Source organism: Macrococcus epidermidis, assembly GCF_024205965.1.
GTDB classification, from domain to species: domain Bacteria; phylum Bacillota; class Bacilli; order Staphylococcales; family Staphylococcaceae; genus Macrococcoides; species Macrococcoides epidermidis.
Genome location: NZ_CP073819.1, coordinates 218,240 through 241,628, shown reverse-complemented (window position 1 = coordinate 241,628; position 23,389 = coordinate 218,240). Strand labels below are relative to the sequence as shown.

24 protein-coding genes and 1 riboswitch are annotated in these 23,389 nt (G+C 33.7%); of the genes, 7 read left to right on the top strand and 17 right to left on the bottom strand.

Annotation, left to right across the window (positions count from 1 at the left end; genetic code table 11):
• Positions 1 to 6 precede the first annotated feature (6 nt).
• Positions 7 to 453 carry a hypothetical protein gene (locus tag KFV12_RS01280; protein ID WP_099579187.1) on the bottom strand — a complete coding sequence of 149 codons (447 nt, stop codon included), beginning with the start codon at positions 451 to 453 and terminating at the stop codon, positions 7 to 9.
• A 94-nt stretch (positions 454 to 547) separates the two neighbouring features.
• Positions 548 to 651: riboswitch (TPP riboswitch) on the top strand.
• Positions 652 to 734: 83 nt separating this feature from the next.
• On the opposite strand from KFV12_RS01280, the gene KFV12_RS01275 reads away from it, so the two are divergent.
• From KFV12_RS01275 to KFV12_RS01245, 7 genes are all read left to right on the top strand, one after another.
• The gene (locus KFV12_RS01275; protein WP_254257100.1) at positions 735 to 1,307 is read left to right on the top strand and encodes a thiamine phosphate synthase; all 573 of its coding nucleotides are present in this window, start codon (positions 735 to 737) and stop codon (positions 1,305 to 1,307) included.
• A 29-nt stretch (positions 1,308 to 1,336) separates the two neighbouring features.
• On the top strand, positions 1,337 to 2,392 hold the full coding sequence (locus KFV12_RS01270; RefSeq protein WP_254257099.1) for an NAD(P)/FAD-dependent oxidoreductase: 1,056 nt from the start codon (positions 1,337 to 1,339) through the stop codon (positions 2,390 to 2,392).
• Positions 2,376 to 2,573 (top strand): sulfur carrier protein ThiS, encoded by a 198-nt coding sequence (gene thiS / locus KFV12_RS01265; protein WP_096077580.1) that lies wholly within the window; start codon positions 2,376 to 2,378, stop codon positions 2,571 to 2,573. Before KFV12_RS01270 ends, thiS begins: the two co-directional genes overlap by 17 nt.
• A gap of 1 nt (position 2,574) precedes the next feature.
• Positions 2,575 to 3,342: a thiazole synthase gene (locus KFV12_RS01260; protein ID WP_239242099.1), complete on the top strand. Its 768-nt coding sequence runs from the start codon at positions 2,575 to 2,577 to the stop codon at positions 3,340 to 3,342.
• The gene (locus KFV12_RS01255) at positions 3,339 to 4,328 is read left to right on the top strand and encodes a HesA/MoeB/ThiF family protein (RefSeq protein ID WP_254257098.1); all 990 of its coding nucleotides are present in this window, start codon (positions 3,339 to 3,341) and stop codon (positions 4,326 to 4,328) included. The genes KFV12_RS01260 and KFV12_RS01255 overlap by 4 nt, the downstream gene beginning before the upstream one ends.
• Positions 4,329 to 4,467: 139 nt before the next feature.
• Positions 4,468 to 7,149 carry a YhgE/Pip domain-containing protein gene (locus KFV12_RS01250; RefSeq protein WP_254257097.1) on the top strand — a complete coding sequence of 894 codons (2,682 nt, stop codon included), beginning with the start codon at positions 4,468 to 4,470 and terminating at the stop codon, positions 7,147 to 7,149.
• A 64-nt stretch (positions 7,150 to 7,213) separates the two neighbouring features.
• A complete protein-coding gene (locus KFV12_RS01245; RefSeq protein ID WP_111716154.1) occupies positions 7,214 to 8,047 on the top strand; it encodes a YitT family protein in 834 nt (277 codons plus the stop codon).
• Between the two features lie 23 nt (positions 8,048 to 8,070).
• Here the strand turns inward: KFV12_RS01245 and KFV12_RS01240 are convergent, their stop codons facing one another.
• The 16 genes from KFV12_RS01240 to KFV12_RS01165 all read right to left on the bottom strand — a co-directional run bounded on the left by KFV12_RS01240 (position 8,071) and on the right by KFV12_RS01165 (position 23,280).
• Entirely contained in the window at positions 8,071 to 8,979 is a 909-nt protein-coding gene (locus tag KFV12_RS01240; protein WP_254257606.1) for an alpha/beta hydrolase, read from the bottom strand.
• A gap of 19 nt (positions 8,980 to 8,998) precedes the next feature.
• Positions 8,999 to 9,334, bottom strand: a complete 336-nt coding sequence (gene mnhG / locus KFV12_RS01235) for a monovalent cation/H(+) antiporter subunit G (RefSeq protein ID WP_239242252.1) — start codon at positions 9,332 to 9,334, stop codon at positions 8,999 to 9,001.
• 43 nt (positions 9,335 to 9,377) lie between these two features.
• The gene (locus tag KFV12_RS01230; protein WP_111716149.1) at positions 9,378 to 9,656 is read right to left on the bottom strand and encodes a Na(+)/H(+) antiporter subunit F1; all 279 of its coding nucleotides are present in this window, start codon (positions 9,654 to 9,656) and stop codon (positions 9,378 to 9,380) included.
• On the bottom strand, positions 9,653 to 10,138 hold the full coding sequence (locus KFV12_RS01225; protein WP_133423607.1) for a Na+/H+ antiporter subunit E: 486 nt from the start codon (positions 10,136 to 10,138) through the stop codon (positions 9,653 to 9,655). The genes KFV12_RS01230 and KFV12_RS01225 overlap by 4 nt, the downstream gene beginning before the upstream one ends.
• A gap of 4 nt (positions 10,139 to 10,142) precedes the next feature.
• Complete coding sequence (locus KFV12_RS01220; protein ID WP_111716146.1) at positions 10,143 to 11,609, bottom strand: proton-conducting transporter transmembrane domain-containing protein; 1,467 nt, start codon at positions 11,607 to 11,609, stop codon at positions 10,143 to 10,145.
• Entirely contained in the window at positions 11,602 to 11,928 is a 327-nt protein-coding gene (locus KFV12_RS01215) for an NADH-quinone oxidoreductase subunit K (protein ID WP_099579211.1), read from the bottom strand. The genes KFV12_RS01220 and KFV12_RS01215 overlap by 8 nt, the downstream gene beginning before the upstream one ends.
• Positions 11,925 to 12,350, bottom strand: coding sequence for a monovalent cation/H+ antiporter subunit B (locus tag KFV12_RS01210; RefSeq protein ID WP_111716144.1), 426 nt, complete (start codon positions 12,348 to 12,350; stop codon positions 11,925 to 11,927). Before KFV12_RS01210 ends, KFV12_RS01215 begins: the two co-directional genes overlap by 4 nt.
• Positions 12,337 to 14,637: a hydrogen gas-evolving membrane-bound hydrogenase subunit E gene (mbhE, locus tag KFV12_RS01205; RefSeq protein ID WP_239242103.1), complete on the bottom strand. Its 2,301-nt coding sequence runs from the start codon at positions 14,635 to 14,637 to the stop codon at positions 12,337 to 12,339. Before mbhE ends, KFV12_RS01210 begins: the two co-directional genes overlap by 14 nt.
• Before the next feature lie 12 nt (positions 14,638 to 14,649).
• Positions 14,650 to 15,180 (bottom strand): tyrosine-type recombinase/integrase, encoded by a 531-nt coding sequence (locus KFV12_RS01200; RefSeq protein ID WP_165983379.1) that lies wholly within the window; start codon positions 15,178 to 15,180, stop codon positions 14,650 to 14,652.
• A 161-nt stretch (positions 15,181 to 15,341) separates the two neighbouring features.
• The gene (lrgB, locus tag KFV12_RS01195) at positions 15,342 to 16,049 is read right to left on the bottom strand and encodes an antiholin-like protein LrgB (RefSeq protein ID WP_111716242.1); all 708 of its coding nucleotides are present in this window, start codon (positions 16,047 to 16,049) and stop codon (positions 15,342 to 15,344) included.
• 8 nt (positions 16,050 to 16,057) lie between these two features.
• Complete coding sequence (gene lrgA / locus KFV12_RS01190) at positions 16,058 to 16,489, bottom strand: antiholin-like murein hydrolase modulator LrgA (RefSeq protein ID WP_111716139.1); 432 nt, start codon at positions 16,487 to 16,489, stop codon at positions 16,058 to 16,060.
• 118 nt (positions 16,490 to 16,607) lie between these two features.
• Entirely contained in the window at positions 16,608 to 17,327 is a 720-nt protein-coding gene (locus KFV12_RS01185; RefSeq protein ID WP_254257096.1) for a LytTR family transcriptional regulator DNA-binding domain-containing protein, read from the bottom strand.
• Complete coding sequence (locus tag KFV12_RS01180; protein WP_239242106.1) at positions 17,327 to 19,078, bottom strand: sensor histidine kinase; 1,752 nt, start codon at positions 19,076 to 19,078, stop codon at positions 17,327 to 17,329. Before KFV12_RS01180 ends, KFV12_RS01185 begins: the two co-directional genes overlap by 1 nt.
• Positions 19,079 to 19,155: 77 nt before the next feature.
• Positions 19,156 to 20,919 (bottom strand): acyltransferase family protein, encoded by a 1,764-nt coding sequence (locus KFV12_RS01175; RefSeq protein ID WP_254257095.1) that lies wholly within the window; start codon positions 20,917 to 20,919, stop codon positions 19,156 to 19,158.
• 208 nt (positions 20,920 to 21,127) lie between these two features.
• A complete protein-coding gene (locus KFV12_RS01170) occupies positions 21,128 to 22,486 on the bottom strand; it encodes a TcaA second domain-containing protein (RefSeq protein ID WP_254257094.1) in 1,359 nt (452 codons plus the stop codon).
• A gap of 17 nt (positions 22,487 to 22,503) precedes the next feature.
• On the bottom strand, positions 22,504 to 23,280 hold the full coding sequence (locus KFV12_RS01165) for a hypothetical protein (RefSeq protein WP_239242109.1): 777 nt from the start codon (positions 23,278 to 23,280) through the stop codon (positions 22,504 to 22,506).
• Positions 23,281 to 23,389 lie beyond the last annotated feature (109 nt).

Below are 23,389 nucleotides of genomic sequence, written 5' to 3'. Positions count from 1 at the left end.
AAACACTTATAACAGAGTATTTACATGCTCACCTAAGAATGTGATATATATTTTGTCATCATTAATTCTGATATATCCCGCTTCAATATAATCATTTAATTGTTCATCTAAATCATCTGGTAATAATTCAGCTTCACTATGTGCACATATATTGCGCAGTTGATGGATTGTAATTGTATCTCCTTCATGAAATTTGATCGTATGGACAATATATTTAAATAATTTCACTTCTTCAACTGCTTGCGCGTATTCTTCTTCAAGTTCTTCTTCTTCTGCTATTTCTCTTAAAATTTCTTCAGAAGACATACGTTCTTGTTGTATCGCTGGTTCAAGCACCACCTCTACAGAATCCGTATGATTTTGTTCAATTTCTGCTTTGTCATACACCGTCTCATTTTGAATAAGTTCTGTACGTTCATCAATTAATAAAGATAACTTCTCTTCTTCATTCATCCTTTTACACCCCATTTTATCGTTAATTTATTTTATCATGAATTTGAGATGATTGAAATTCACTCTAACTAGTGGTAGGCTTAATACAGAATTAAATATTTGCTAGGGGTGCCCACAACCGGGCTGAGAGGAAATGATTTCCGACTCTTTGAACCTGACTTGGTTAGAACCAACGTAGGGAAGCGTGATTGAATTTTAGTGTTTTTAATTATACTAATTCCAACACCCACTAGCTTATTTTAGTTAGTGGGTGTTTTTTCGAGGTGAAACGTGTGTTTATCATGATTACATCGTCAAAACCTTCAATCACCGTTCTCAATCAAATCATCCAGGTTCATGATGAAATAGATGGCGTTATTTTAAGGTTTGATGCAGCAGAAAAAGAGATCATTCATTTCATAAATCAGCTGATAACAAGAATTCCTAAAGATAAAATTATCGTGCATAACAATCCAAATATTTTATTTGCATGTCATTTAACGAGAATTCACTTTAAAGAAAGTAATTCTGAAATAGATGCCTTTAGAAATGATTATCCGGAAATAAAAGTCAGTCAAAGCGTTCATTCTTTGGCATCAGCCAAACACGCTGAATCGCTTAATTTATCATTTATTTTATTTGGTCATGTCTTCCCTACACCATCCAAACCTGATTTACCACCTAGAGCCGCAGCTCAAATTGATGCAGTCACTCATGTCGATATGCCTGTTATCGCATTAGGCGGCATCAACATCGACACAATAAGACAGTTAAACACTAAATTTTCAGGATTTGCAGGTATCAGGTTATTTACTAATAAACAGGAATTTATTTCTGTAAAAAAGGAGTGGTTACTACGTACGACATCGTTGTAATAGGCGGAGGAATTATCGGAGAAAATATTGTGTACGCACTCAAAGACCATACAGATAATATTGCAATCATAGATGATGTACATGGTTATAGAGCAACACACGCTGCTGGCGGTATGCTCGGGGCACAAAATGAATTTACTGAAGATAGTCCTTTATACAGACTCTCTATACTTGGTCAGCAAATGATGCCTGATCATATTCAGCGACTGGAAAACTTGACTGGATTAACTATTGACTTACAACAACATGGATTGCTTAAAATTGCTTCACCTGGAGATGAAGAGAAACTAAAAGCTCAATACTTATTTCTAAATTCAAAACATGAACAATTTGAGTGGATCGCTTCAAAATCGTTATCTTCTTACGCGAATGGTTCAATCAGTAATGTGTTTGACCAGGCAATGTGGATTCCTACAGATGGTCAAGTCAATGCCGGTAAATATTTAACCGTTATACAGCATGCAAATCAAGATATTCCTCATATTTCAGATTACGTCAAGTCCATTAACTACGTAGATGATAAATATCACTTATCAATAAGCGATAAAACCATCATCTCAGAAAAAGTCATTATTGCTGCAGGATGTAAAAGCGAACCATTACTCAATATGCTTGATATAGACTTTCCGATGCAAGGTGTGAAGGGAGAGGTACTGACGTTACATCATCCTGATCTTCATTTAAAAGAGACACTTTTCCAAACAAACGGACATTATATTGTCCCTAAATCAGACAATCATTATTTGATAGGTGCGACAACTTCACTTGATACAAATCAACAACCGAGTGCAGAAGGTATAAAGTGGTTACTTGAAGAAACGTTTAAACTCATCCCGATATTACGAGAAAGCACCCTCGTCAGCATTGATTGTGGATTTAGACCAGATAGCACGTTGCATCGACCTGTCCTCGATCAGTTAGATGAAGGATTATTTGTAGCAACAGGACACTACCGTAATGGTATCTTATTATCACGTATTACCGGAGAATTTATTCGTCAAATGATCTTTGAACAAGACGGTGAACTGTATCAACAATTTCAAAACGATTTTAAGATAGGAGAAATTTATGAAAATATACATTAACGATGAGCCTTTTGAAACAGACAAGACAAATTTATCTGACTTACTCGCAACTTTTACAAGTGATAAAAAGAGGATTGTAGCGCTAGTGGATGATGTTCCCATCGAACAATCTAAATGGCAATCTATCACTTTAAAACCCGAACAAAAATTAGAATTACTAGAATTCGTTGGAGGCGGCTAATATGTTAAAAATAGGACACTTGGAATTATCTTCTCGTTTAATATTAGGAACAGGTAAGTTTAAAGATGGCGAAACACAAAAACAAGCAGTTGAAATCAGTGAAACGAATGCTTTAACTTTTGCAGTACGACGCATGAGTTTATATGATAAATCACTCCCTAATCCATTAGAGTCTGTAGATTTAGATAAATACATCACCTTTCCGAACACAGCAGGTGCTAAAACAGCTGAAGAAGCGGTAAAGATTGCAGAAATTGCACGTATTGCAGGTATGTGTGACATGATTAAAGTTGAAATTATCGGTGATGATACAACGCTTCTACCAGATAGTATCGAAACATATAAAGCATGTGAAATGCTTTTAGAAAAAGGATATATCGTATGCCCATACATCCCTTGTGATGTCGTCCTTGCAAAAAAATTAGAAGCATTAGGCTGTCATGCTATTATGCCACTTGGTGCACCGATTGGAACTGGTCTTGGTATCAATGATCCATTAAATCTAAAATATATCATTGATGCGGTTAACGTCCCTGTTATCGTTGATGCAGGTATCGGTTCACCTAAAGACGCTAGTTTTGCGATGGAGCTCGGTGCAGATGCAGTGTTACTCAATACAGCAGTCTCAAATGCAAAAGACCCGATTAAGATGGCTGAAGCAATGAAATATGCCGTACAGGCTGGTCAACTAGGATTTGAAGCGGGACGCATCCCTAAGAAATATACTGCCCAAGCATCAAGCCCTATGGAAGGCCTTGAGTTTCTATGAGCGAACGATTTGATCGACAAATCAAATCACCTGGTTTCGGGCAAAAATCACAAGATAAATTAAGCAGCAGCACATTTCTTATAATTGGAGGCGGCGCTTTGGGAAGTACAGTAAGTGAAATGCTTGGCAGAAGCGGTGCAGGACATCTAGTAATTTGTGATATGGATGTTGTGTCACTTAGTAATCTACATCGTCAAAGTCTTTTTGATGAAACTGATAGCACTGCTTATACTTTAAAAGTCGATGCATTAGCGTCACACATCAACCGTATAAATAGCAATGTAAAAGTGACTACACTATCTGAAGAAGTAACAGTAAACAATATCGAATCCATTATTGAAAAATATAAACCGCTTCTCGTCATTGACGGTACTGATAATTTTGCAACGCGTTATATCATTAATGATGCGTGCCATAAACATAATATGCCATGGATATATGGGGCGTGTCTAAATGTATATGGCACTGTTTATGGTATAGAAAATCAACCATGCTTGAGATGTATTCTGCCTAATGAACCTACTACCGGACAAGATTGTGCTATTTCAGGTATTATGCCACAAACTGCTCACCTCGTTGCAAGTATTCAAGTTTCAGAAGTAATGCACTATATCAGTCATGGTCATTTTTCAGGAAAACTTACTACAATAGATTGTGAAAAAATGATATTTAAAAGTAGAAATATCGATGCCATACACAATCCTGCATGCCCTACATGTGTGAATAAAGATTATCCAGCACTTAAACAATCTTTATCCTTTGTTACTAAGATGTGTCGCGGAAAATATCAAACGCATGTATCTTCTAATCTGTTTAACACGATTAACGAATATATTATTCATCAAAATGAACATTTTAAATTACTTTCTTTTCGGGAACATAAGATACATCTCCTCAGTAACGGTCGCATTATTGTATTTGATGTCTATTCAAGTGAAGAAGCTACCGCAGTTATAGAAGATTTAATCAAGCATGTGCAAACATAAAGAGACATATTTTTATATGTCTTTTTTGTTGTATCTTTTTACCCTATTTGTTATATTGATATATACTCATTTTAAATATATTTCTAAGAAACTTATGTTAATTTATAAAATTACTATATTAGTATAAAGAAGGGTTCAAATGAAAAACGCATATCAACTATTCTTACATGATTTAAAAAATATTAAACGCACTCCCAGTTTCATCATCTTACTCATCGGATTATCAATCTTGCCATCATTTTATGCATGGTTTAATTTGAAGTCATCATGGGATCCATATTCCAATACGAAGTATCTCCAAGTGGCAGTCATCAATCATGACACCGGTGCCGAAGTAAAAGGAAAAGAAGTAAATGTTGGTAACCAACTTGTAAAATCTCTACGTCAAAACGATAAATTTAACTGGCAGTTTAAAGATAACTTGAAAGATGCCAATCACAAATTGCGTATGGGTGAATATTACGCGATTATTCACATTCCAAAAGACTTCTCTAAAGATATGACAAGTATATTTCATAAAAAACCAAAACGTGCCCATATCGATTATAAAGTGAATCAAAAAATTAATGCGATTGCACCTAAAATGACCAATGCAGGAGCTACGGCCATTACAGAATCATTAAACGAGAAGTTTGTTGACGCTGCCACAAAAGCACTATTACAGGAAAGTAATCGTGCTGGTATCAAAATAGAGGAACAGATTCCACTTTATCATAAAATTGAGAATGCAGTATTCGATGCTGAACGTGCACTTCCAGATATCGAAAGATTTAGAAAAGCTGTAATTAAAATTGATGAACATCAAGGTGATATTTCAAAATATGCTGATGAATTCTACAGTTTAAATCAATATCGTGACAAACTAAATGGTGGTGCTGACAAAATTATTGTAGCAAATCAGCACGCATCAGATATAAATGCATTAGGTCAAATGATTGTTAAGCTAAATAATAATTTGCCGCGCATTGAAAATGCTTTACAAAGAGCGAATACAATTGAGCAAAAATTTCCAGAAATTAATAATACGGTACAACAAGGTATTGAAGCTACCACTAAAGCACAACAGGTATTAAATCATTCCCAAGATGCTATGCCTAAAGTACATAACAAGATTAATACAGCTCAGGAAATAAATAAAAAAGGACAAGAAAAGTTAAGTACGGTCGATATTAAACCTGCTCACACCGCACTTCAAAACGGACTTGGTGCACTCTCAACATTAACCGGCGAACAAGCAAATACAACACTGGAAATGTTAGATCAATTGAATGAACTTGCAGAACAAAAGCCAGGAGCAACTGAGACACTGACAAAAAATTTAACAGTATATCAGGATAATATTAATCAAGCGATTCGTTTCAATAATGAATTGATTCGTATTATGAATGATGTTAATGATTTAGGATTTAATACAAATTCGATTTCAAATGAATTGAGTAACGTTAACCAGTCACTCGATGCACTCAATAAAACAATTTCAAATGCTATATCACAATCTAAGTCAAATCAAGCTGTTAATATCAATCAGGAAGCGATTAATTCAGCACGAACTGCACTTAAAGATTTGAGTACGTTCGCTAATACCACAATGCCGGATATTTTTGATCGAGGACTATCAAACCTAAGTGGTGACCTGGATTCGATTGCACAAAAATTAAACACAGCTCAGTCGTTTGCTAATAAAGTCGACGAGATATTAAATGAAGCATCACGCATTACGAGTGAAGCGAACACAACATTGAATCAAATTAATCAACAACTTCCATCTCTGGAACAACGCTTTAAACAAATTAATCACACAGCACAGACAAATTATCCGTTATTCAAATCCAAAATTGGTCAGGCCAGTAATTTTGTACAATCTGATTTACCAAGTGTATTAAGCGACCTGGAACGTCTTAGTAACTTTGCTGAAAACGACTTACCTGGAGTGTTAAATAAATATGATAATACATCAAAATTATTAAAGAACAATCTTCCAGGTGCGCAAGATGGTATTCATGAGCTCGCTCAATTTGCACGTGATGAGTTACCTGCTATCGAAAAAGATATACAAAAATCTGCTAAAAAACTAAGAAGTTTTGATCATAAAGATACTTTAAATAAGCTTGTGAGCTTGCTGAAAAATGATATGAAAAATCAATCTGATTATTTTGCTAAACCTATTCAACTTGATGAAACTCAAGTATTTCCAATACCTAATTACGGTTCTGCTAGTGCACCGTTCTATACAGCATTAGCACTTTGGGTAGGAGCGTTACTATGTGGTAACTTACTTACTACTGAATTAAAAGATCCGGCGATTAAAGACAAGTTTAGTTTGCGTGAAATATATCTTGGCCGAATGATTTTATTCCTTCTAATCAGTATCGCCCAGGCAATAATCGTCGTACTTGGGAACTTGTTTATTTTAGATGCGTATGCTAAACATCCTATCTATAATGTGATATTTGCCATTCTCGTTGGACTTGCTTTTACCGTTATCGTCTATACGCTTGTAAGTTTACTTGGTAATATCGGTAAAGCTGTTGCCATCATTATTATGGTATTACAAATTGCCGGTGGGGGTGGCACATTCCCTGTTCAAGTTACACCATTGTTCTTCCAGCGTATACATCCGTTCCTGCCATTTACTTACGCTGTAGACTTACTGAGAGAAGCTGTAGGTGGTATCACCCCTGAACTGACATGGTCAAAACTTGGATTTTTATATTTGATAACAGCCATTATTTTTGCGTTCGGTTTAGCAATGAAACCTAGATTTGAACCTATTAAGAAAGGATTCTATTCTCGAAGTCAGGCGAGTAACTTAGTAGAATAAGCACCCTATTATTTTTAAAATATTGTTGATATAATGGCTTTACATGATTAAAGGAGTTTTTCAAATGAATTATCAGGATAACTTATTATTCAAGACATTCATTACAATAGTGGGATCGTTTCTTATTGCATTTGCGTTTAATGTCTTCTTATTACCTAATGATGTATTGAGCAGTGGAATCGGTGGACTTGCTTTACTATTAAATAAATTATTGCATGTCGATGCAGGTCTGTTAAACCTTTTATTAAACCTGCCTTTATTGATACTTGGATTTATGAAATTAAATAAATCTGTAATGTACAATACAATACTTAGTGTAATTGTTGTTTCATTTTTCCTTACTGTCATTCCAACAGAAAGCATCGCAAATGAACTTTTTGTAAATGTGATTTTTGGGGGTGTAATCGTCGGTATCGGTGTAGGCATCATTCTAAAATATTCTGGTACTACAGGCGGCATGGATATCGTTGCGATGATTATCAGTCAAAATAGCAATATATCTATCGGTCTCATTATGACGATTCTTAATGGCATTATTATTATTTGTTCAGGTTTCTTATTTGATTGGAACCTCGCATTGATGACTTTACTTTCAATATATATTACCGGCAAGACTGTTGATACAATCTTTACATCTAATATTAAACTAACCGTTAATATTATCACTTCAAACTATGAAGGTGTTAGACAAGGACTGATTGATGAGATCTATCGTGGTATAACAGTGACAGATGTTTATGGCGGTTATTCTAACGATAAAAAACACATGATTACAATGGTGCTTACACGTTATGAATTACCTAATGTCATCAAAATCGCTAAAACCCATGATGAAAATTGTTTTATCAATGTTTATGAAACAACCGAAGTGCATGGAAATTTTGCACGTAATCAATAAAAAACAAAGCACACTGTATTCATTTACAGTGTGCTTTTGTGTTCATCTATTATACTTTTAAAAAATTTCATCTCATCTAAAGTACATTGCTTCGCATTCGATCTTCTAATATCCATTTGAAAGTTATGTTGGGCAAAAAAGTCACCTTTACCATACTCTCTGTATATCGTTTTAATACCACTTCTTCTTAAATCAATGAGTATATCCGGAGCTTTACCCACAAGTAAATCGTTTACACTACTCGCTACAAACGTTGGCGGAAATCGTTTATTGATAAATGGTTCACAGTTAATTTCGCTTTGTTTCATGTGAAAATCTTTACCAACATAATCTTCCATTAATCCTCTCACCATAAAGCGTATAAATGACTTTTTCTTTGCAATCGCTATATCGATTGCATTAAAGAAACCACAGTTAATCGCAATACCTGAAACTTTGACTTGTGGCAACTTCATCTGAAAAAGTTGGTGATATTCAGGATTAGTAAGTATTGTTACATACTGTGCCATAATTTGAGCACCCGCTGAATCTCCTATCATAAATAACTGGTTAATATCTAAATTGTACTGTTCATAGTTTTCATGTAACCAGTGCATACATTCATTAAGCTGGACAATTGGTGTAGGATATTTCAGCTTTGGTGCTAAGTCATAATCATAACTTATTACAGCAAAGCCATGCGACGCGAGGGTCATGCAATATGCTTCATATGTTTCTTTTGTAGAATAAACATATCCCCCACCATGAATATTAACAATGATTGGATAACGTTCCTTCCGATGATATGGATAATAAATATTCAGCGTGGCATTCTGTTTACGATTGCTATAGACAACATCTTTTGTAGCTCGAATCCCTTCAGGTTTCTGATTAAAAATATCTTTATATTGATCCATTACCTTTATAAATGTGTTAAATAACATTGATTGCATCGTCACGCTTGTCACTCCATTATTTATCTTTTAATAACGCGTTGTCCTTAGAAGTTTTCTTTTGAGTAGGCAGCAAATCATTTAAATGCTTACCTTTTGAACCTTCGACTTTCATCTCTACACCACTATTATACGCAGCACGTGTAATGAGATGTCCAGCGACAGGACTTGTTAAATATAAGAAAAATATACCGAGCAACAACCGAAAGCTCACATAACCATCATTGACGATAAAATAAACGAAAACACCGATTAACGTAAGTAATACAGCAAGTGTGGAGCTTTTTGTCGCTGCATGACTTCGTGTATAAACATCTTTAAATATCAATATGCCTATTGCGCTAATAAGTGCCATAATACTACCTACAAAAATAACAATCGAAAGAATAAGATTGATGCTATCGTTTACGTTCAAAGATAACACCTCGCTCGATAAATCTTGATGTTGCGATTGTACTGATAAACGACAATACACCAATAATTAAAATCGCTTCTAAGAATAGCGTCGTATCCATGATTAAACATATAATACTCACACTTGACATGACCATCGCACCAATACTATCGAAAGCTACTACTCTATCCGGTAAAGAAGGTCCAGCAATAACACGATATAACACTATCATTATAGCAATACCATATATTACGAGTGCAGCTTGAATCAGTATCATATTCATGTTTCTCCTACCTCCTTAATAACGCGTTCATAGCGTTTAATAGATTTTAATAATTTCATATTTTCTGATGGTGTCGCATGTAATGTATGAATAAATAATTTCTGATTATCATGTGATAAACGAAGCACTACTGAACCTGGTGTTAATATAATCAGCATCATTAAACTTGTAATTTCCCAGTTCTTCTTCATTGATGTATTATATGTGACAACCCCCGGAGCAATCTTATGCGGAATAAATAAGATGTGATACATCGTTGAAAGACTTGAGCTCATCAGTTCATAGTTGAAGATCAAAACAAGCTTTAATAAAATCATTAACTTCCATAAATAAAACTGATGTCCGAAAAAGCGATGTATGATGTAGAGAATTATAATACCGATTAAATATCCTTTTATAAACGTCGATAAATAGATTTGATCTTCATCAACCATAAGCACCCAAATCATAGCAATAAATAAATTTAATACAACCTGTGCGATAATCTTATCCTCCCATCATGACATTTTCTATATATCGATCGTAATGAATTGCTGATAAATGTTGTTGTAATGGTGCAGCAAAAATAGAAATCATACATGTGATGACTAAAACCACGCCAATGACAGTCAACTTCTTACTATATGGTTTATTTAATGCATGTCTTTGTGCATCGGTCAGCTGAACACAAGATCCATCCTCTTCTCCAAAGAACAATGTGATAAACATACGCATCATCGCAAACATTCCTACGAAAGTCCCAATAACCATTACTATTGCATAACCTAGTGGATGCGCATCCATACCAGCTTGCAGTATCAATAATTTCCCCGGAAATCCTCCTGTAAACGGCATTCCTCCTATCGCAAATACAAAAAATAGCACAATAATGGCGGTAGCTTTAGCATGATAAAATAATCCTTGTTTATATTTCATATTGATAAGGCCAAATCTTTTTACGATGAGACCTGCTAAAAGAAATAAACATGATTTCACCAACATATCATTTAACGTATACATCACTGCACCATCTATACCTTTTTGACTAAATGTAGAAATACCATAATAGATGATTCCTATAGATAAAATAATCTGATAACAAAACATCAATTTAATTTCTTTATATTTAATAACGCCTAACATACCGATAATGACTGTAGCAGTAGCCATATACAAAATAATCGATGACAACATGGATTGATAAGGTACAAAGATTACTGTCGTTGTTCTTATCATCGCATAGACGCCTACCTTAGTTAATAGCGCCGCAAAGACTGCACCAATTTCGTAAGACAACACACTATAAGATCTCGGCAACCATATGAATACCAATAATGCTGATTTTAAACTGAATACTACGACAAATAATAATACGATGACGGCATGCTCGGGAACAAATCCAGCTTCCTGCATTCGCATTCCTAAATGAGCGAAATTTAATGTACCATATACGCGATACAAAATGCCTATCCCAATCAGAAATACCCATGAACCAATTAAATTTAATACAACGTACGTAATACTCGCCTTAAACTGATATTTTTTCTTACCGACAACAATTAATATAAACGATGACAGTAACATGACTTCAAACATTACAAATAGATTAAAGATATCCGCAGTTAAGAAAGAACCATTTACACCAGCAAGAATAAATAAAATAAAAGGTACTGTTAAGTCTTTGAGTTGGTTAATATATTGGAAATATAGCACAACAATCACTACAACGATACTCACAATAACGAACAACAAACTCATAAGATCCCCATAAAGCTGGATGCCGTATGGTGCACTATAACCACCTAAACTTAAAATAATAGGTTTTTTTATAGATGAATAAGCTAAGACAATAGTAGTAATTAAACTTATAGATAATGTAGCAATAGCAATGGTATATATTCTTTTGTCCTTTAAATACGTAAATACACCCAATAATATAGGAATCAATACAGGTACAATCAATAAGTTACTCATCTGTACCTCCTAAACTATCAACTTGATTATCTTTATTCATTTGATAGTTTCTATATACTAAAACTAACAACAATGCGGTTGTGGCAAAACTAATGACAATAGCTGTTAAGATTAAAGCTTGTGGCAATGCATCTACATCTGGGTTATTCTTTTCTACAAAAGGTAAATCCGTCCCTGGAAATGACATTGATATTAAATATAAATGTGCTGCATGGCTTAATATGCTTGTCCCTAATACAACACGTATTAAATTTTTAGATAACACAAGATTTACACCAACATATACTAAGGTTGCAGTAATAATGGTAAGTATCGTCATTTAATATCACCACTAATCGATAATAATATCGTCATTATCACTCCGACAACCGTTAATAATATGCCAAATTCAAATAATGTAACGCTTGATAAATGAACTTCGTTCAATATTGGTAAGTGAATGTATATATCTTCATGATTTAAAAATGCATGTCCAAAGAATATAGGTGCAACCATAACAAATAATGAAATAATAATACCTATCGAGATGAGTTTATGAAATTCGAATGGAAGTAATTTTCTTATCCGTTTAGCATCAAACGTCAGAAACATTAATATAAATGCCGAACTAAAGACCAAGCCTCCAATGAAACCACCACCTGGTGCATTATGTCCATTGAAAAAGATATAGAAGCCGAATGTTAATATAATTACTATTACTATTTTAGAAATACTCTCAAGTAACAAATCATTTTCCCTCATGTGTAGCTCCTTTCTTTAATATTGTATATATTCCAAATCCAACAATCATAATTACAACCCCCTCGAGCATCGTATCAAACGCGCGGAAATCACCTAAGATTGCATTAACGACATTTTTTGCACCTACTAACTGGTAACTATTATTATAGTAAGCAGAAATAGTCGCAAATGAATCCATTTGATTGCTTCGAATCATGATTAAAAAGATGATGGTAGCAATGGAGAAAGCTATACCATGTCTAAATACTTTATATATCAATGAAGATGTTTCTTTCTTTAGATTCGGTAAATGATAGAAACATGCTAAGAACAACACCGTTGTAATTGTTTCGATAACAAGTTGTGTTAATGCTAAATCAGGTGCTTTCAGTTCCATAAATAAGATAGATACACCATAGCCTACCAATCCAGTGAGCACTACCGCAGTCATTCTGCTTTTCACAACTAATAATCCTAATGCACTAATAATCATAATTACTCCGATAATCATCGTAAATATAGTAATTTCATATTTTATCGACCATTTTATATCCATAGTTATTAATAAGTTAGGTAATATTAAGATGATAATAAAGAGATATACGTATAACGCATAAACATTTAAAGTCCCCCTCATTACCAATGATAAAATCTTAGTTGAGACGTTATCTTTTGTTCTACCTATAAAGTCGTACACTTTGTTTAATGACACATCGTTAAACTTATCGTAAATTTTACGATACAAGCCAGTATATAAAACTATAAAACCAGCAGCGAAAATGAACATCGTTATAAATAATGGCGGTGTAAAGCCATGCCAAGCAGTAATATGCTTAAGCTTTAATGCTGATTGCTCTTGTGCAATGGGTTGTATCAAATGATGCTGGATAATGTTTGGGATAAAGAAAATAGAAATGGTTGCGAACGTTAAAATAATACTACTCATATATATGAGTGGTTGTTGTGCTTTTATCTTTATTGATTGCTTACCCATAAATGGTCTGATTATTAATACGAAAGAATAAATAAAAGTACCTATACTCCCCAGAATAGCGATGATTAATAATATAAGTAAACTCAAATGTGCATCGTTGATTTCATATAATGCTGTGATAAACAGCTCTTTAGATAAGAAACCACTTAAAAAAGGTAATCCTGCCATCGAGACAGCTGAAATAAGCATCGTAGCAAATACAATAGGTAATTGCTGTCTCAGGCCAGACAATTGATTCATATCACGTGTACCTGTTGCTAAATCTATAATACCTGTGCCCATAAAGAGCGTTGCTTTATAACAGGCATGACTTAATATAAGAAGTATTAAAGCGCTGTACGCTGTACCTCTCACTCCTTCTGAAATCACCGTATGGGGTAATGCAATCACGCCTATGAGTACAACCATCATACCTAGCTGACTAATTGTCGAGTATGCCAGCAAGGCTTTCATATCATGCTTTGAAATAGCAATAAAACTTCCGATAAACATCGTCAAAATACCAACTGAAATGATCACTCCTGTAAGCATATGATTACCACTATAAACAGGTAACAATTTAATTAATAAATATATTCCTGCTTTAACCATTGTTGCCGAATGCAGCAATGCACTGACTGGTGTCGGTGCCTCCATTGCGTCAGGTAGCCAAATATGGAAAGGAAATTGTGCAGATTTACTAAAAGCACCCATAAAAATTAATGTCATACTCATGATAAATAATGGATGGTTGGTAAGTTCAGTTTGAGTTAATATGTCATCAATCTGTGCAGTACCAGCAATATGATTTAAGGTTAACAGGCCAACAAGCATTAGGCTTCCACCTAAGATGGTAATAACAAAGGATTTTAAAGCACCCAGATAAGATGTTTTTTTAGTAAAGTGAAATGAAATAAGCAGAAATGAAGCTACGCTCGTTAGTTCCCAGAAAAAATACAATATAATCGTATTATTTGCTAGAACTACGCCGTACATCGCAATAATAAAAAGGATTAGACTACTATAAAAATATGTATGTCTCGCATATTTTTTCATATAAAAAATACTATAAAAGAGAACAAGGATACTGATCATTGAAATGACTACAAAGAAAAAGTAGGACACAGCATCAACTTTTAATGAGAACATAAGTCCCGCTTCAGGTATCCATGATAACGTATTTGCTGTATGCTTTGGTGTTATCATCATAAGAATCATCGCAATAACGGGATATAGTAAAGCGACAATTGCAGTGAATGGTTTTGCTAAATGCTTCTGAAATAATTGTATGAACAATATCATACAAACGCCGAGTAAAATAATATTAAAAAGCATCGTTCACATCCTTTACAAATTTATTTGGATTGTTTTGTGATCTGGTGGATTAACATCAATAAATCGATATGTTTCTGACTTAGTATTATGACCTAAAATATGCATCAAATCAAATATGTGAATGCCTTGGTGATACGCATGATATGCAAATGTTTTCTTTAATGCCTGAGGACCGATCGAATGTTTACAACCTATTGCAGTTGATGCCGCACTTAATATTCTATGAAACTGTTGCCTTGTTAACGGAGATTTCGTCTTCATCGATTCAAAGATATAGTCATCAGGTGACTTTGTTGCAACAAATCGCTTTAGAATGCTGCTATCTTCTTTGTTTAAATAGATGGTATAGTCGTTAACGATAAATTGATAACAACCATCTTTAAAAACAAGATCACGACACTTTAATTCTAATAGTTCTTGTAATTTCATAGGTATATTGATACCAAGAACAAACAATAGATAATCTCTTGTACGCTCATTCAATAAATAAGTCTTCATCATGTGAATTTCATGGGTCGTTTTTATTGGTTGGGATTTAATCATGTCTCCTCCTATGTTACATAAAAATAATAACATATATTTATGTAACATTAAAAAATACTGCTCAAAAATATAATATTCAAATAAAAAAGTCCAGATAAGATTGATATATCTCATCTGGACTTTGTACTTCGTCATTTCGTTATTTACTTTTAACTTTATTTTTAAACCCCGAGCAAGATTGGTGTAAGTATCGGGATAATCACTACAACAATTACACCTACAATTACGAGCGCGATACTTGCCATTGAAGTTTCTGTTTCACCTAATTCTGTAGCAGCAGATACGCCTAATGCATGACCACTTGTTCCTAAAGCAAGTCCTCTTGCAATTGGATTACTAATTCTGAAGAAGCGGAGCATCTTATTACCTAATGCATAGATGATCACAGCATTTAAGATTACAGCGAGTGATGTTAATTCCGGAATACCACCGATACCATCTGAAACTGGTAAGGCGATTGCAGTTGTAGCTGCCTGAGGTAACATAGAAGCAATAATTTCTTTACCAAATCCGAATAACTTCGCTACACCATATATACCAAAGATAGCGCCCGTTGTTCCTAACGCAATGCCGCCAATAATATGTAACCAATATTTTTGTAATACATCACGTTTTTTGTATAACGGAATGGCAAAACAAATTGTAGCTGGCTCTAAGAAGAAACTAATAATACTTCCACCTTTGTTGTACGTATCAAAATCAATGCCGGTAATCGCTAGAAATGCAATGCCAAAGACCATTCCTACAAACAATGGTGCGAATAAGAAGAAGCCATTTGATTTTTTAAATAATATTTGTCCGATAACAAATGGTACGATTGTAAGTAATATCCCAAAGTATACTGTATTCACTCCTAAGTGATCTAACATTGTCATGATTAACGCACCTCAGCTTTACGATAATTTTTTACTTCTTTTTCATTTTTTACAGTTGATTTCTCTTTACGTTCAGTTGTCATAACAATCATTTGTGAGAAGAATCCTGTACATAATAATAATAATAATGTTGAAATGAAGATTAATCCGATGATTAAAAATGGATGCTCACTGATAAGACCGAGTGATTTCACAACCGAAATACCTGCAGGAACGAATAATAATCCGATGTTATCCGTTAATGCTGTACCTACACGTTCTACTTGTCCTAATTTAACAATACCTGTGCATAAGCATATAAATAATAATACGAGTCCAATTACTGATGCAGGCATCGGTATCGGCATAAATGATTCGATAATCTTAGAAATAAGTAAAATTACTGATATCACGATGACTTGATGAAAAAAGTTATACGTTTTATTGTTTGTCATTGTAATGACCTCCCGATATTTATCTTGAGTTCATCATACAACGAAAAATAATAAATAAAACGTTTTCATGTTGAGATGCAAAAATAGATAGTTGAAATGCAAAAAGATAAGGCTAAAATTATTTTAGCCCTATCTCATGTTTAAACTGCTTAATATATGATCTGGATACCTGTAGTTTCACATCTTTTGTTAACTTTACCTGATATGTGTTATTAAACCATTGTTCTGCTGATTTTATGTGGTTTTTATTAATAATACTTGAACGATGTATACGTATAAAGATATCTTCTGGCATTTTTTTCTCAAAAGCACTAAGCGGTTCATTAATCGTATATTCATTTTTTAAAGTGATGATATGTAACTTGCCTTCTTCAACGTACAATGCAATGATATCAAGCGTATTAATTACATATATTTTATCGTCTATCTGAATTGAAAGCGTTCCCGTGGACTGTTTCGTTCCTTCTGTATGATCTTTTTCTACTCTACTTCGGGCTTTTTCAAGTGCAACTTCTATTCTTTTCATTTCGAAAGGCTTTAATACATAATCGAGTGCATTTAATTCAAATGCTTTCACCGCAAAAGTATCATGTGCTGTTGCAAATACGATCAATGGTGGGGTTTTCATTCTATTAATCTTCTGTGCTAAATCAAGTCCGCTTTCATTGATGAGGTTAATATCTAAAAATAATAAGTCATACGTATCTGCAAGTAGGGCTGTCAACGTTTCTTCAACCGAATCCGCTTCTTCTATATCGTGACTGTCATCAATCTTATTGATGAGATACATCAATTCATTGCGCGCTAACGGTTCATCATCGACGACTAATATTTTCATTATAATAACTCCTCTCTTTCATAAGGGATATGCGTGTAAAATTTCGTTCCGTGCGCTCCAGTGATAAATTTCAATTTCGCATCACGATTATATAGTCCCACTAAACGCTTATTTAAATTTTCCAGTGCACTACCGGTACCAGATGTAGAGTTTACTTCAATAATTCCTATTTTATCTCTTTTATCCTTTGGAATACCATTTCCATTATCTTCTACAGAAATTTCAATTTCATCGATATCTTTTCTTACGACGACATCGATATTATTACCTGTTTTACGATTATGGAATGCGTGCTTAATCGCATTTTCCACAAGTATCTGAATGATAAATGGCGGTACTTGTGCATTGACGCAATCTTCTGCTACATCGAAATGAATATTGAAGCGATTTGGAAATCTCGCCTGCTCTAAAGATAAATAAGCTTCGACTTGTTGAATTTCTTTCTCTATCGTAATGGTATTTTGTCTTGCACCTTGTAAATTAGATCTGAAAAAATTGCTCAAATTCAATAATAATTCACGCGCTTTTTCACTGTCTACCCGTATAAGCGCTGAAATTGTATTCATCGCATTAAAGAAGAAGTGTGGATTAACTTGAGCCTGCAAAGATTTAATTTCAGCATCTTTTAACAGCTTACTTTGCATTTCAATTTCACCTAATTCAATTTGACTAGAGAAGATATCCGCTAAACCTTCTGCCAAACGGCGTTCTACGTATGTAAGCTTCTTACTATCTGTAAAATATAGTTTCAAAGTGCCTACCACTTCCTGATTAACGTATAACGGAATAACAATGGCACCTTCTAACGGACAACCTGGATACGTACAACCAATTTCTTCTGTTGTATGTGCTTCTTTTATCTCACCTGAGCGTATGACCTCTTTTGAAAGGTCTGTAATAATTTTCTTTTTCGGAACGTGATGATCGCTTGCTGCTCCAACATGCGCTAATATATCCGTTTTATTTGTGATTGAAACGGCAGACACTTTCATCAAATCTTTAATAATTTGAGCCGCTTCAGTTGCACTTGATTCATTTAATCCTAATCTGAAATAAGGTAAAGTTTGATTGGCTAGATTTAATACTTCATGTGTCTGTACAGCTTTCATATGCTGTTCTTGTTGTAATGTTGAAATAATAATAGATAAAAATATTGCAGTACCTAAACTGTTAATGAGTGTCATCGGTAAAATAATAAATGATACTAAATCCAGAGCATTATCAAAATTTGAAGCAAAGCTGATAATACATATCATTTGAATGAGTTCCATAACAATTCCAATAATCATCCCCTGAACAATCGTAGGATATTGATCGTTCTTTCTCGCTCTATGCCCAAAATAACCGGAGACTAAGCCGATAATAATTGAAGATATAACGTATGTATATGCATCAACACCTCCAATTAAATATCTGGAAATTCCAGATACGATTCCTACAGTAAAACCGACAATCGGACCACCTACAAGTCCTGCTACACTAATTGTTAGTACACGTGTGTTGGCAATTGCAGCATCATCTGAGATCGTCCTGAATATTTGGCTGGATACTACATGATTATCTCGTATCTCAACACCCGTAAAGTTAGAGACTACAGCAAATAGACCAAAGATGATAATCAACTGTATTTGTGAAGATAATTTTTCGCGTTCGCTCATCACCATTTTAAAATGGGATATGTTCATTAATATATAGGCTACAAGTATAATTAATCCCACACGTTCAAGTAATAAAATAAATAATTCTAACATGAGTGTCCTCCTTATTCATCCACATTATAACCATAATCAAAACAAAAAGGATAGGCTTCCCTATCCTTATGATACATCTATTTTTCGACAACCTTTATAATTTCATCTGTAACCACTTTAACCATCGCTTTTATACCTGGGTACTCAAGGTGAATACCATCTGGGGCAAAATATTCAGGATGTCCCTGTGAAACTTTATACCAATCTATAATGTGTATATTTTTATATTTTTTTGAAAATCGATACATCTCTGCATTAACATGTGCTTCATAATCTTTCGGTACACGGGCAGTGACTAAAAATACTTGCGCTTTATCAAACTTTTTAAGGATCGTATTCATCTGGATATCCTCAAAATCACCATTTGTACCTAAATAGAGAACAACAACGGCATCTTTTCTATTAAAATCTGTATATTTATCTGCCACAGGAATGGCTTTATAAATATTACGTCCGACTTCACCATCTATCGTAGCATTTGGAAACACATTTCTAATTTGATAATCAATGTCTACTAGCACTGAATCTCCTATAAAAAGAGGCGCATAAGGATAGACTTTAGCAATTTCAGTAGATGGTTTGGACGCATCTTCAATTTGCAAAGGAGAGATGCGTTTTATAGCTGGTGCAATTGATTTTGTTTGTGTAACTACAATCTTTTCATTATTTTGCGACTCTGCTTTCACTGTTTTAATTAGATAAGGTGTTGAAACCAGTAAATATAAACTTACCAATAATGTTATAAATGCTTTTAATGATTTCACATCTACAAAAGCTTTTAATCCTTTTTTTCTAAATGGCTGTTCAATCAATTGATAACTGAATATTGCCATAATCATTGTAAGAATGATAGAAATCACATGTACATACCATGGTATCTGTCCTTGTATAAAATGAGATTGCATCAACACGATAATAGGGTAGTGCCATAAATACAAACTATATGAATATCGACCAATCCATGTTAATACAGGTAAGCTTAAAAATTTCGACATCCATGTATCAGGATGAACACTAGACATAATAAATAACAAAGTGAATATTCCTAAGATGTATAAGCCACCTTGAAATACTGATGCACTATGCTCTGTAAACAGAAAGAATGATCGTACTAAAAAGATTGCGCCAACTAATCCTATCATTTCGATAACCCAAACGATTACTTTTGGTGGATTTTTCTTCAATTTATATGCCGGCCATATCAGTGCCAGCAATGCTCCTAATAATAATGTCTGAAGGCGAGTATCAGTACCAAAATATATACGAGATATGCTCTTTGAAGGATCATACATCATCCACATTATTGACATAGAAACTAATGACACTATAAAAAATACAATAAATATATTAGATTTTTTCTTAATAGTTTTAAATAACATTAATAAAATGAAGGGGAATAAGAGATAAAATTGCTCTTCGATAGCTAGAGACCACAAATGTTTCAATGGACGGGGTTCGAGGCTCTGAAAATAATCCAGACCATCAAAAATGTACCACCAATTTGAAATATATAGTAACGCAGCATACATATCTTTTTTCACTTGAAATAACAACGCTCGATCAAAGAAAATAATATACTGTATGACGATAAACATCATAAACAAAACTGGAGGTAATAGACGTTTAATACGTTTATACCAGAAATGGGCTAAGTTGATAGATTGATTCGCTTCGTATTCTTTAATTAGCAATGTGGTAATTAAATATCCTGAGATAATAAAAAATGTATCTACACCTAGAAATCCTCCTGGCAACCATTTCGGATTAAGATGAAATATGATAATCGCAATCACTGCAATTGCACGCATGCCGTCTAAACCAGGAAAGTATTGTTTATTCATTGTAAAACTGACCACCTTTTTAACATAAACGTAACATAAATGAAATACTTTATTAATAATACAATTATTTCTATAAATTTACAACCCAAATTATGTTGTAATATGTTTAAATTTGTCATATTTTCAACTTTCACTATAACATATTTTCACTCCAACCAAAAAAACTACAGCCCTAATATTTTAAATAAAAGGACTGTAGCAATGACGTTTAATCATTAATATTACCATTTCTGATAATTTCGCCGTCTTCATCATATTCTATTATCGTACCATCTTTATATACATCAAACGAACCGACAATCTCTCCATTTTCATCGAATATACCAAAGCCATATTTACCATTTTCATAAACTGGCGTTCTATATTCATAACGATTATAATCAAAACCTACACCACTCCATGCTTCAGCTAAACTTTGAACGTTCTCTCTTGTTACAGTAATTTGTTCTGATGCATCTTCTTCATCTGACGTTCTGACGATAATCGTTTCTTTTGCAGGTTCTTGTGTAAGTTCACTCGTATCAAATATTAAATCAATATCCGCTGGATTGTCACTAGATGCTGATGGCGTTTCAATTTCTTTATTTGTGACTAATGTTTGGTTGCCCGCTTCTCCTTCAGCATAAATCTTCAGTTTTTTTCCAGCTAGAAATGGACCAAATACATTGTCACCGTTCACATCAAAATCCATTTCTTCATTATTAACATAGACCATCACTGAATCTTTATCTACAGCTTCTGGAATTTCAACATTTGTTTTGATATAAGCCACATCAAAACTTTCTTGAGCATCATCACTTTCTGACATATTGATCAGCAGTTTACCTTGAACTTCACCATTTATCGCAGTTTTTGTTGCGTCTAATTCATAATTGCCAAGCGGAAAATTTCCTAATCTTTCTCTTGAATTTAATGTCGGTGTATAGTCCTGCTCCTCACCATTCACTTTGATCACAATCTTTTTACCATCTTTTCCGGTTAAATAAATCGGTACTTCCGGAACTTTAAATGAGAAATTTTTAAACATACCAAATTTCTTTTTGTCTGATGTAATTTGTATTGCATCTTTACCACCTACATTGACCATACTGTCAGGCTGTTTATTATCGATCATTTGTTCTGTCGTAGTAACAAGTTTTTCACCAAACTTTTCTGTATCACCACTTGCGGCAATATAATGAGCAAAAGCTTTTGCTTCACTTTCTGACAAATTCTTATCACCGACACTTAAAATAGATGATAATTTATTATAATCTTTATCTATTAATGCCTGTTTTATTTCTTCAGATTGATTAACTGGTGAAAATTTATGTTCAAAGAACTTATACAATCCAAATAGTAATGCAAGTAAGGCAAGTAATCCGATTAGTAAAGGTAATATTGAATTTCCTTTACTTTTTTTAACTGGTTTTTCTACAGGCTGCTTCTGCTTTCTTTCATAAACTAATTTCTCATCACTAGGCACACGTCTCTCCTCGACAGCATCTTCCGGAAACTTCGTTCCACAATTCGTACATACTTTAACGTGATCTTTTACTTCTGCGCCACAATTTCTACAAATTTTCATTGGATTCCCTCTAATCTTTATAATTTAAATGTATTATCTAACAAATGTCTTAAATTTAATTGTGGACGTTCACGTGCGTCTATTACCTCAATAATTTCTCTGTTCGATTTGGGTTGATGGTAATGTACATAACAGTTAATCATGCCACTTTGATTCTTCTCTTTTTCATTTAACCACTTATTTAATTCCTGCTGATTCATAAAAATGCCTTCAATGCCATTTGATTGTTCAGTGACATATTCAGATTTCGAATCAATTTTTACACACATTGCATAATAATCATAACTTGAAAATATTTCATCATTGCCTTTGTGCCAGGCAGATACGCGTTTTGGATTAATTTCTTCTGTAGTATTAAGAAACTCATAATCTCTTGATGTACTGACATATACTGTGTACGTCTGATTGTTTAACTTGCAAGTTAGAACGTTATATTTCAAATGTATAAATTCAATGTTAGGATGCGACTTTATCAACTTTTCTTTTACAAAATTTATCATTTCAGTTCGTTTAAAAGAACGAGATTTTGTTTTCGTATCTCCGTGGAGATTATTAACATAATGCATCGCTTTTTGTTCGTTAGAAACATTAAAATCAAATTGTTCATTTTTTAACTGCTGATAAACAGAAATAATATCCATCTTGTCGGCACTTGTTAAGAATTCGACTTCATCGATTGATCCATTTGTAAATATTATCGCTCGTGCAATACTTTGTTTGTAATCATCCTCATAAATTTTAGGTAACCTTTGTTGTAACGACTTCAACTTCAAATAGAGTTCTATTGTCCTCATTGACTCACCTCTTAATTGGTAATATATATTATTAATAGCGTTTTTATCCTTAATATAATTATACCATCCATAAATTGAATGTGGAATAACACTCGAATACCGTTAATTT

Bases quoted from the DNA above. Each gene is read 5' to 3' on its own strand.
- KFV12_RS01175 (WP_254257095.1), bottom strand. From the start codon at position 20,919: ATGAATAAACAATACTTTCCTGGTTTAGACGGCATGCGTGCAATTGCA.
- KFV12_RS01280 (WP_099579187.1), bottom strand. From the start codon at position 453: ATGAATGAAGAAGAGAAGTTATCTTTATTAATTGATGAACGTACAGAA.
- KFV12_RS01245 (WP_111716154.1), top strand. From the start codon at position 7,214: ATGAATTATCAGGATAACTTATTATTCAAGACATTCATTACAATAGTG.
- KFV12_RS01170 (WP_254257094.1), bottom strand. From the start codon at position 22,486: ATGAAAATTTGTAGAAATTGTGGCGCAGAAGTAAAAGATCACGTTAAA.
- KFV12_RS01180 (WP_239242106.1), bottom strand. From the start codon at position 19,078: ATGTTAGAATTATTTATTTTATTACTTGAACGTGTGGGATTAATTATA.
- KFV12_RS01250 (WP_254257097.1), top strand. From the start codon at position 4,468: ATGAAAAACGCATATCAACTATTCTTACATGATTTAAAAAATATTAAA.
- thiS (WP_096077580.1), top strand. From the start codon at position 2,376: ATGAAAATATACATTAACGATGAGCCTTTTGAAACAGACAAGACAAAT.
- KFV12_RS01165 (WP_239242109.1), bottom strand. From the start codon at position 23,280: ATGAGGACAATAGAACTCTATTTGAAGTTGAAGTCGTTACAACAAAGG.
- lrgB (WP_111716242.1), bottom strand. From the start codon at position 16,049: ATGTTAGATCACTTAGGAGTGAATACAGTATACTTTGGGATATTACTT.
- KFV12_RS01210 (WP_111716144.1), bottom strand. From the start codon at position 12,350: ATGAGGGAAAATGATTTGTTACTTGAGAGTATTTCTAAAATAGTAATA.
- KFV12_RS01255 (WP_254257098.1), top strand. From the start codon at position 3,339: ATGAGCGAACGATTTGATCGACAAATCAAATCACCTGGTTTCGGGCAA.
- KFV12_RS01260 (WP_239242099.1), top strand. From the start codon at position 2,575: ATGTTAAAAATAGGACACTTGGAATTATCTTCTCGTTTAATATTAGGA.
- KFV12_RS01275 (WP_254257100.1), top strand. From the start codon at position 735: ATGATTACATCGTCAAAACCTTCAATCACCGTTCTCAATCAAATCATC.
- KFV12_RS01185 (WP_254257096.1), bottom strand. From the start codon at position 17,327: ATGAAAATATTAGTCGTCGATGATGAACCGTTAGCGCGCAATGAATTG.
- KFV12_RS01220 (WP_111716146.1), bottom strand. From the start codon at position 11,609: ATGAGTAACTTATTGATTGTACCTGTATTGATTCCTATATTATTGGGT.
- KFV12_RS01215 (WP_099579211.1), bottom strand. From the start codon at position 11,928: ATGACGATACTTACCATTATTACTGCAACCTTAGTATATGTTGGTGTA.
- mnhG (WP_239242252.1), bottom strand. From the start codon at position 9,334: ATGGCACTTATTAGCGCAATAGGCATATTGATATTTAAAGATGTTTAT.
- lrgA (WP_111716139.1), bottom strand. From the start codon at position 16,489: ATGACAAACAATAAAACGTATAACTTTTTTCATCAAGTCATCGTGATA.
- mbhE (WP_239242103.1), bottom strand. From the start codon at position 14,637: ATGCTTTTTAATATTATTTTACTCGGCGTTTGTATGATATTGTTCATA.
- KFV12_RS01240 (WP_254257606.1), bottom strand. From the start codon at position 8,979: ATGCAATCAATGTTATTTAACACATTTATAAAGGTAATGGATCAATAT.
- KFV12_RS01230 (WP_111716149.1), bottom strand. From the start codon at position 9,656: ATGAATATGATACTGATTCAAGCTGCACTCGTAATATATGGTATTGCT.
- KFV12_RS01200 (WP_165983379.1), bottom strand. From the start codon at position 15,180: ATGATTAAATCCCAACCAATAAAAACGACCCATGAAATTCACATGATG.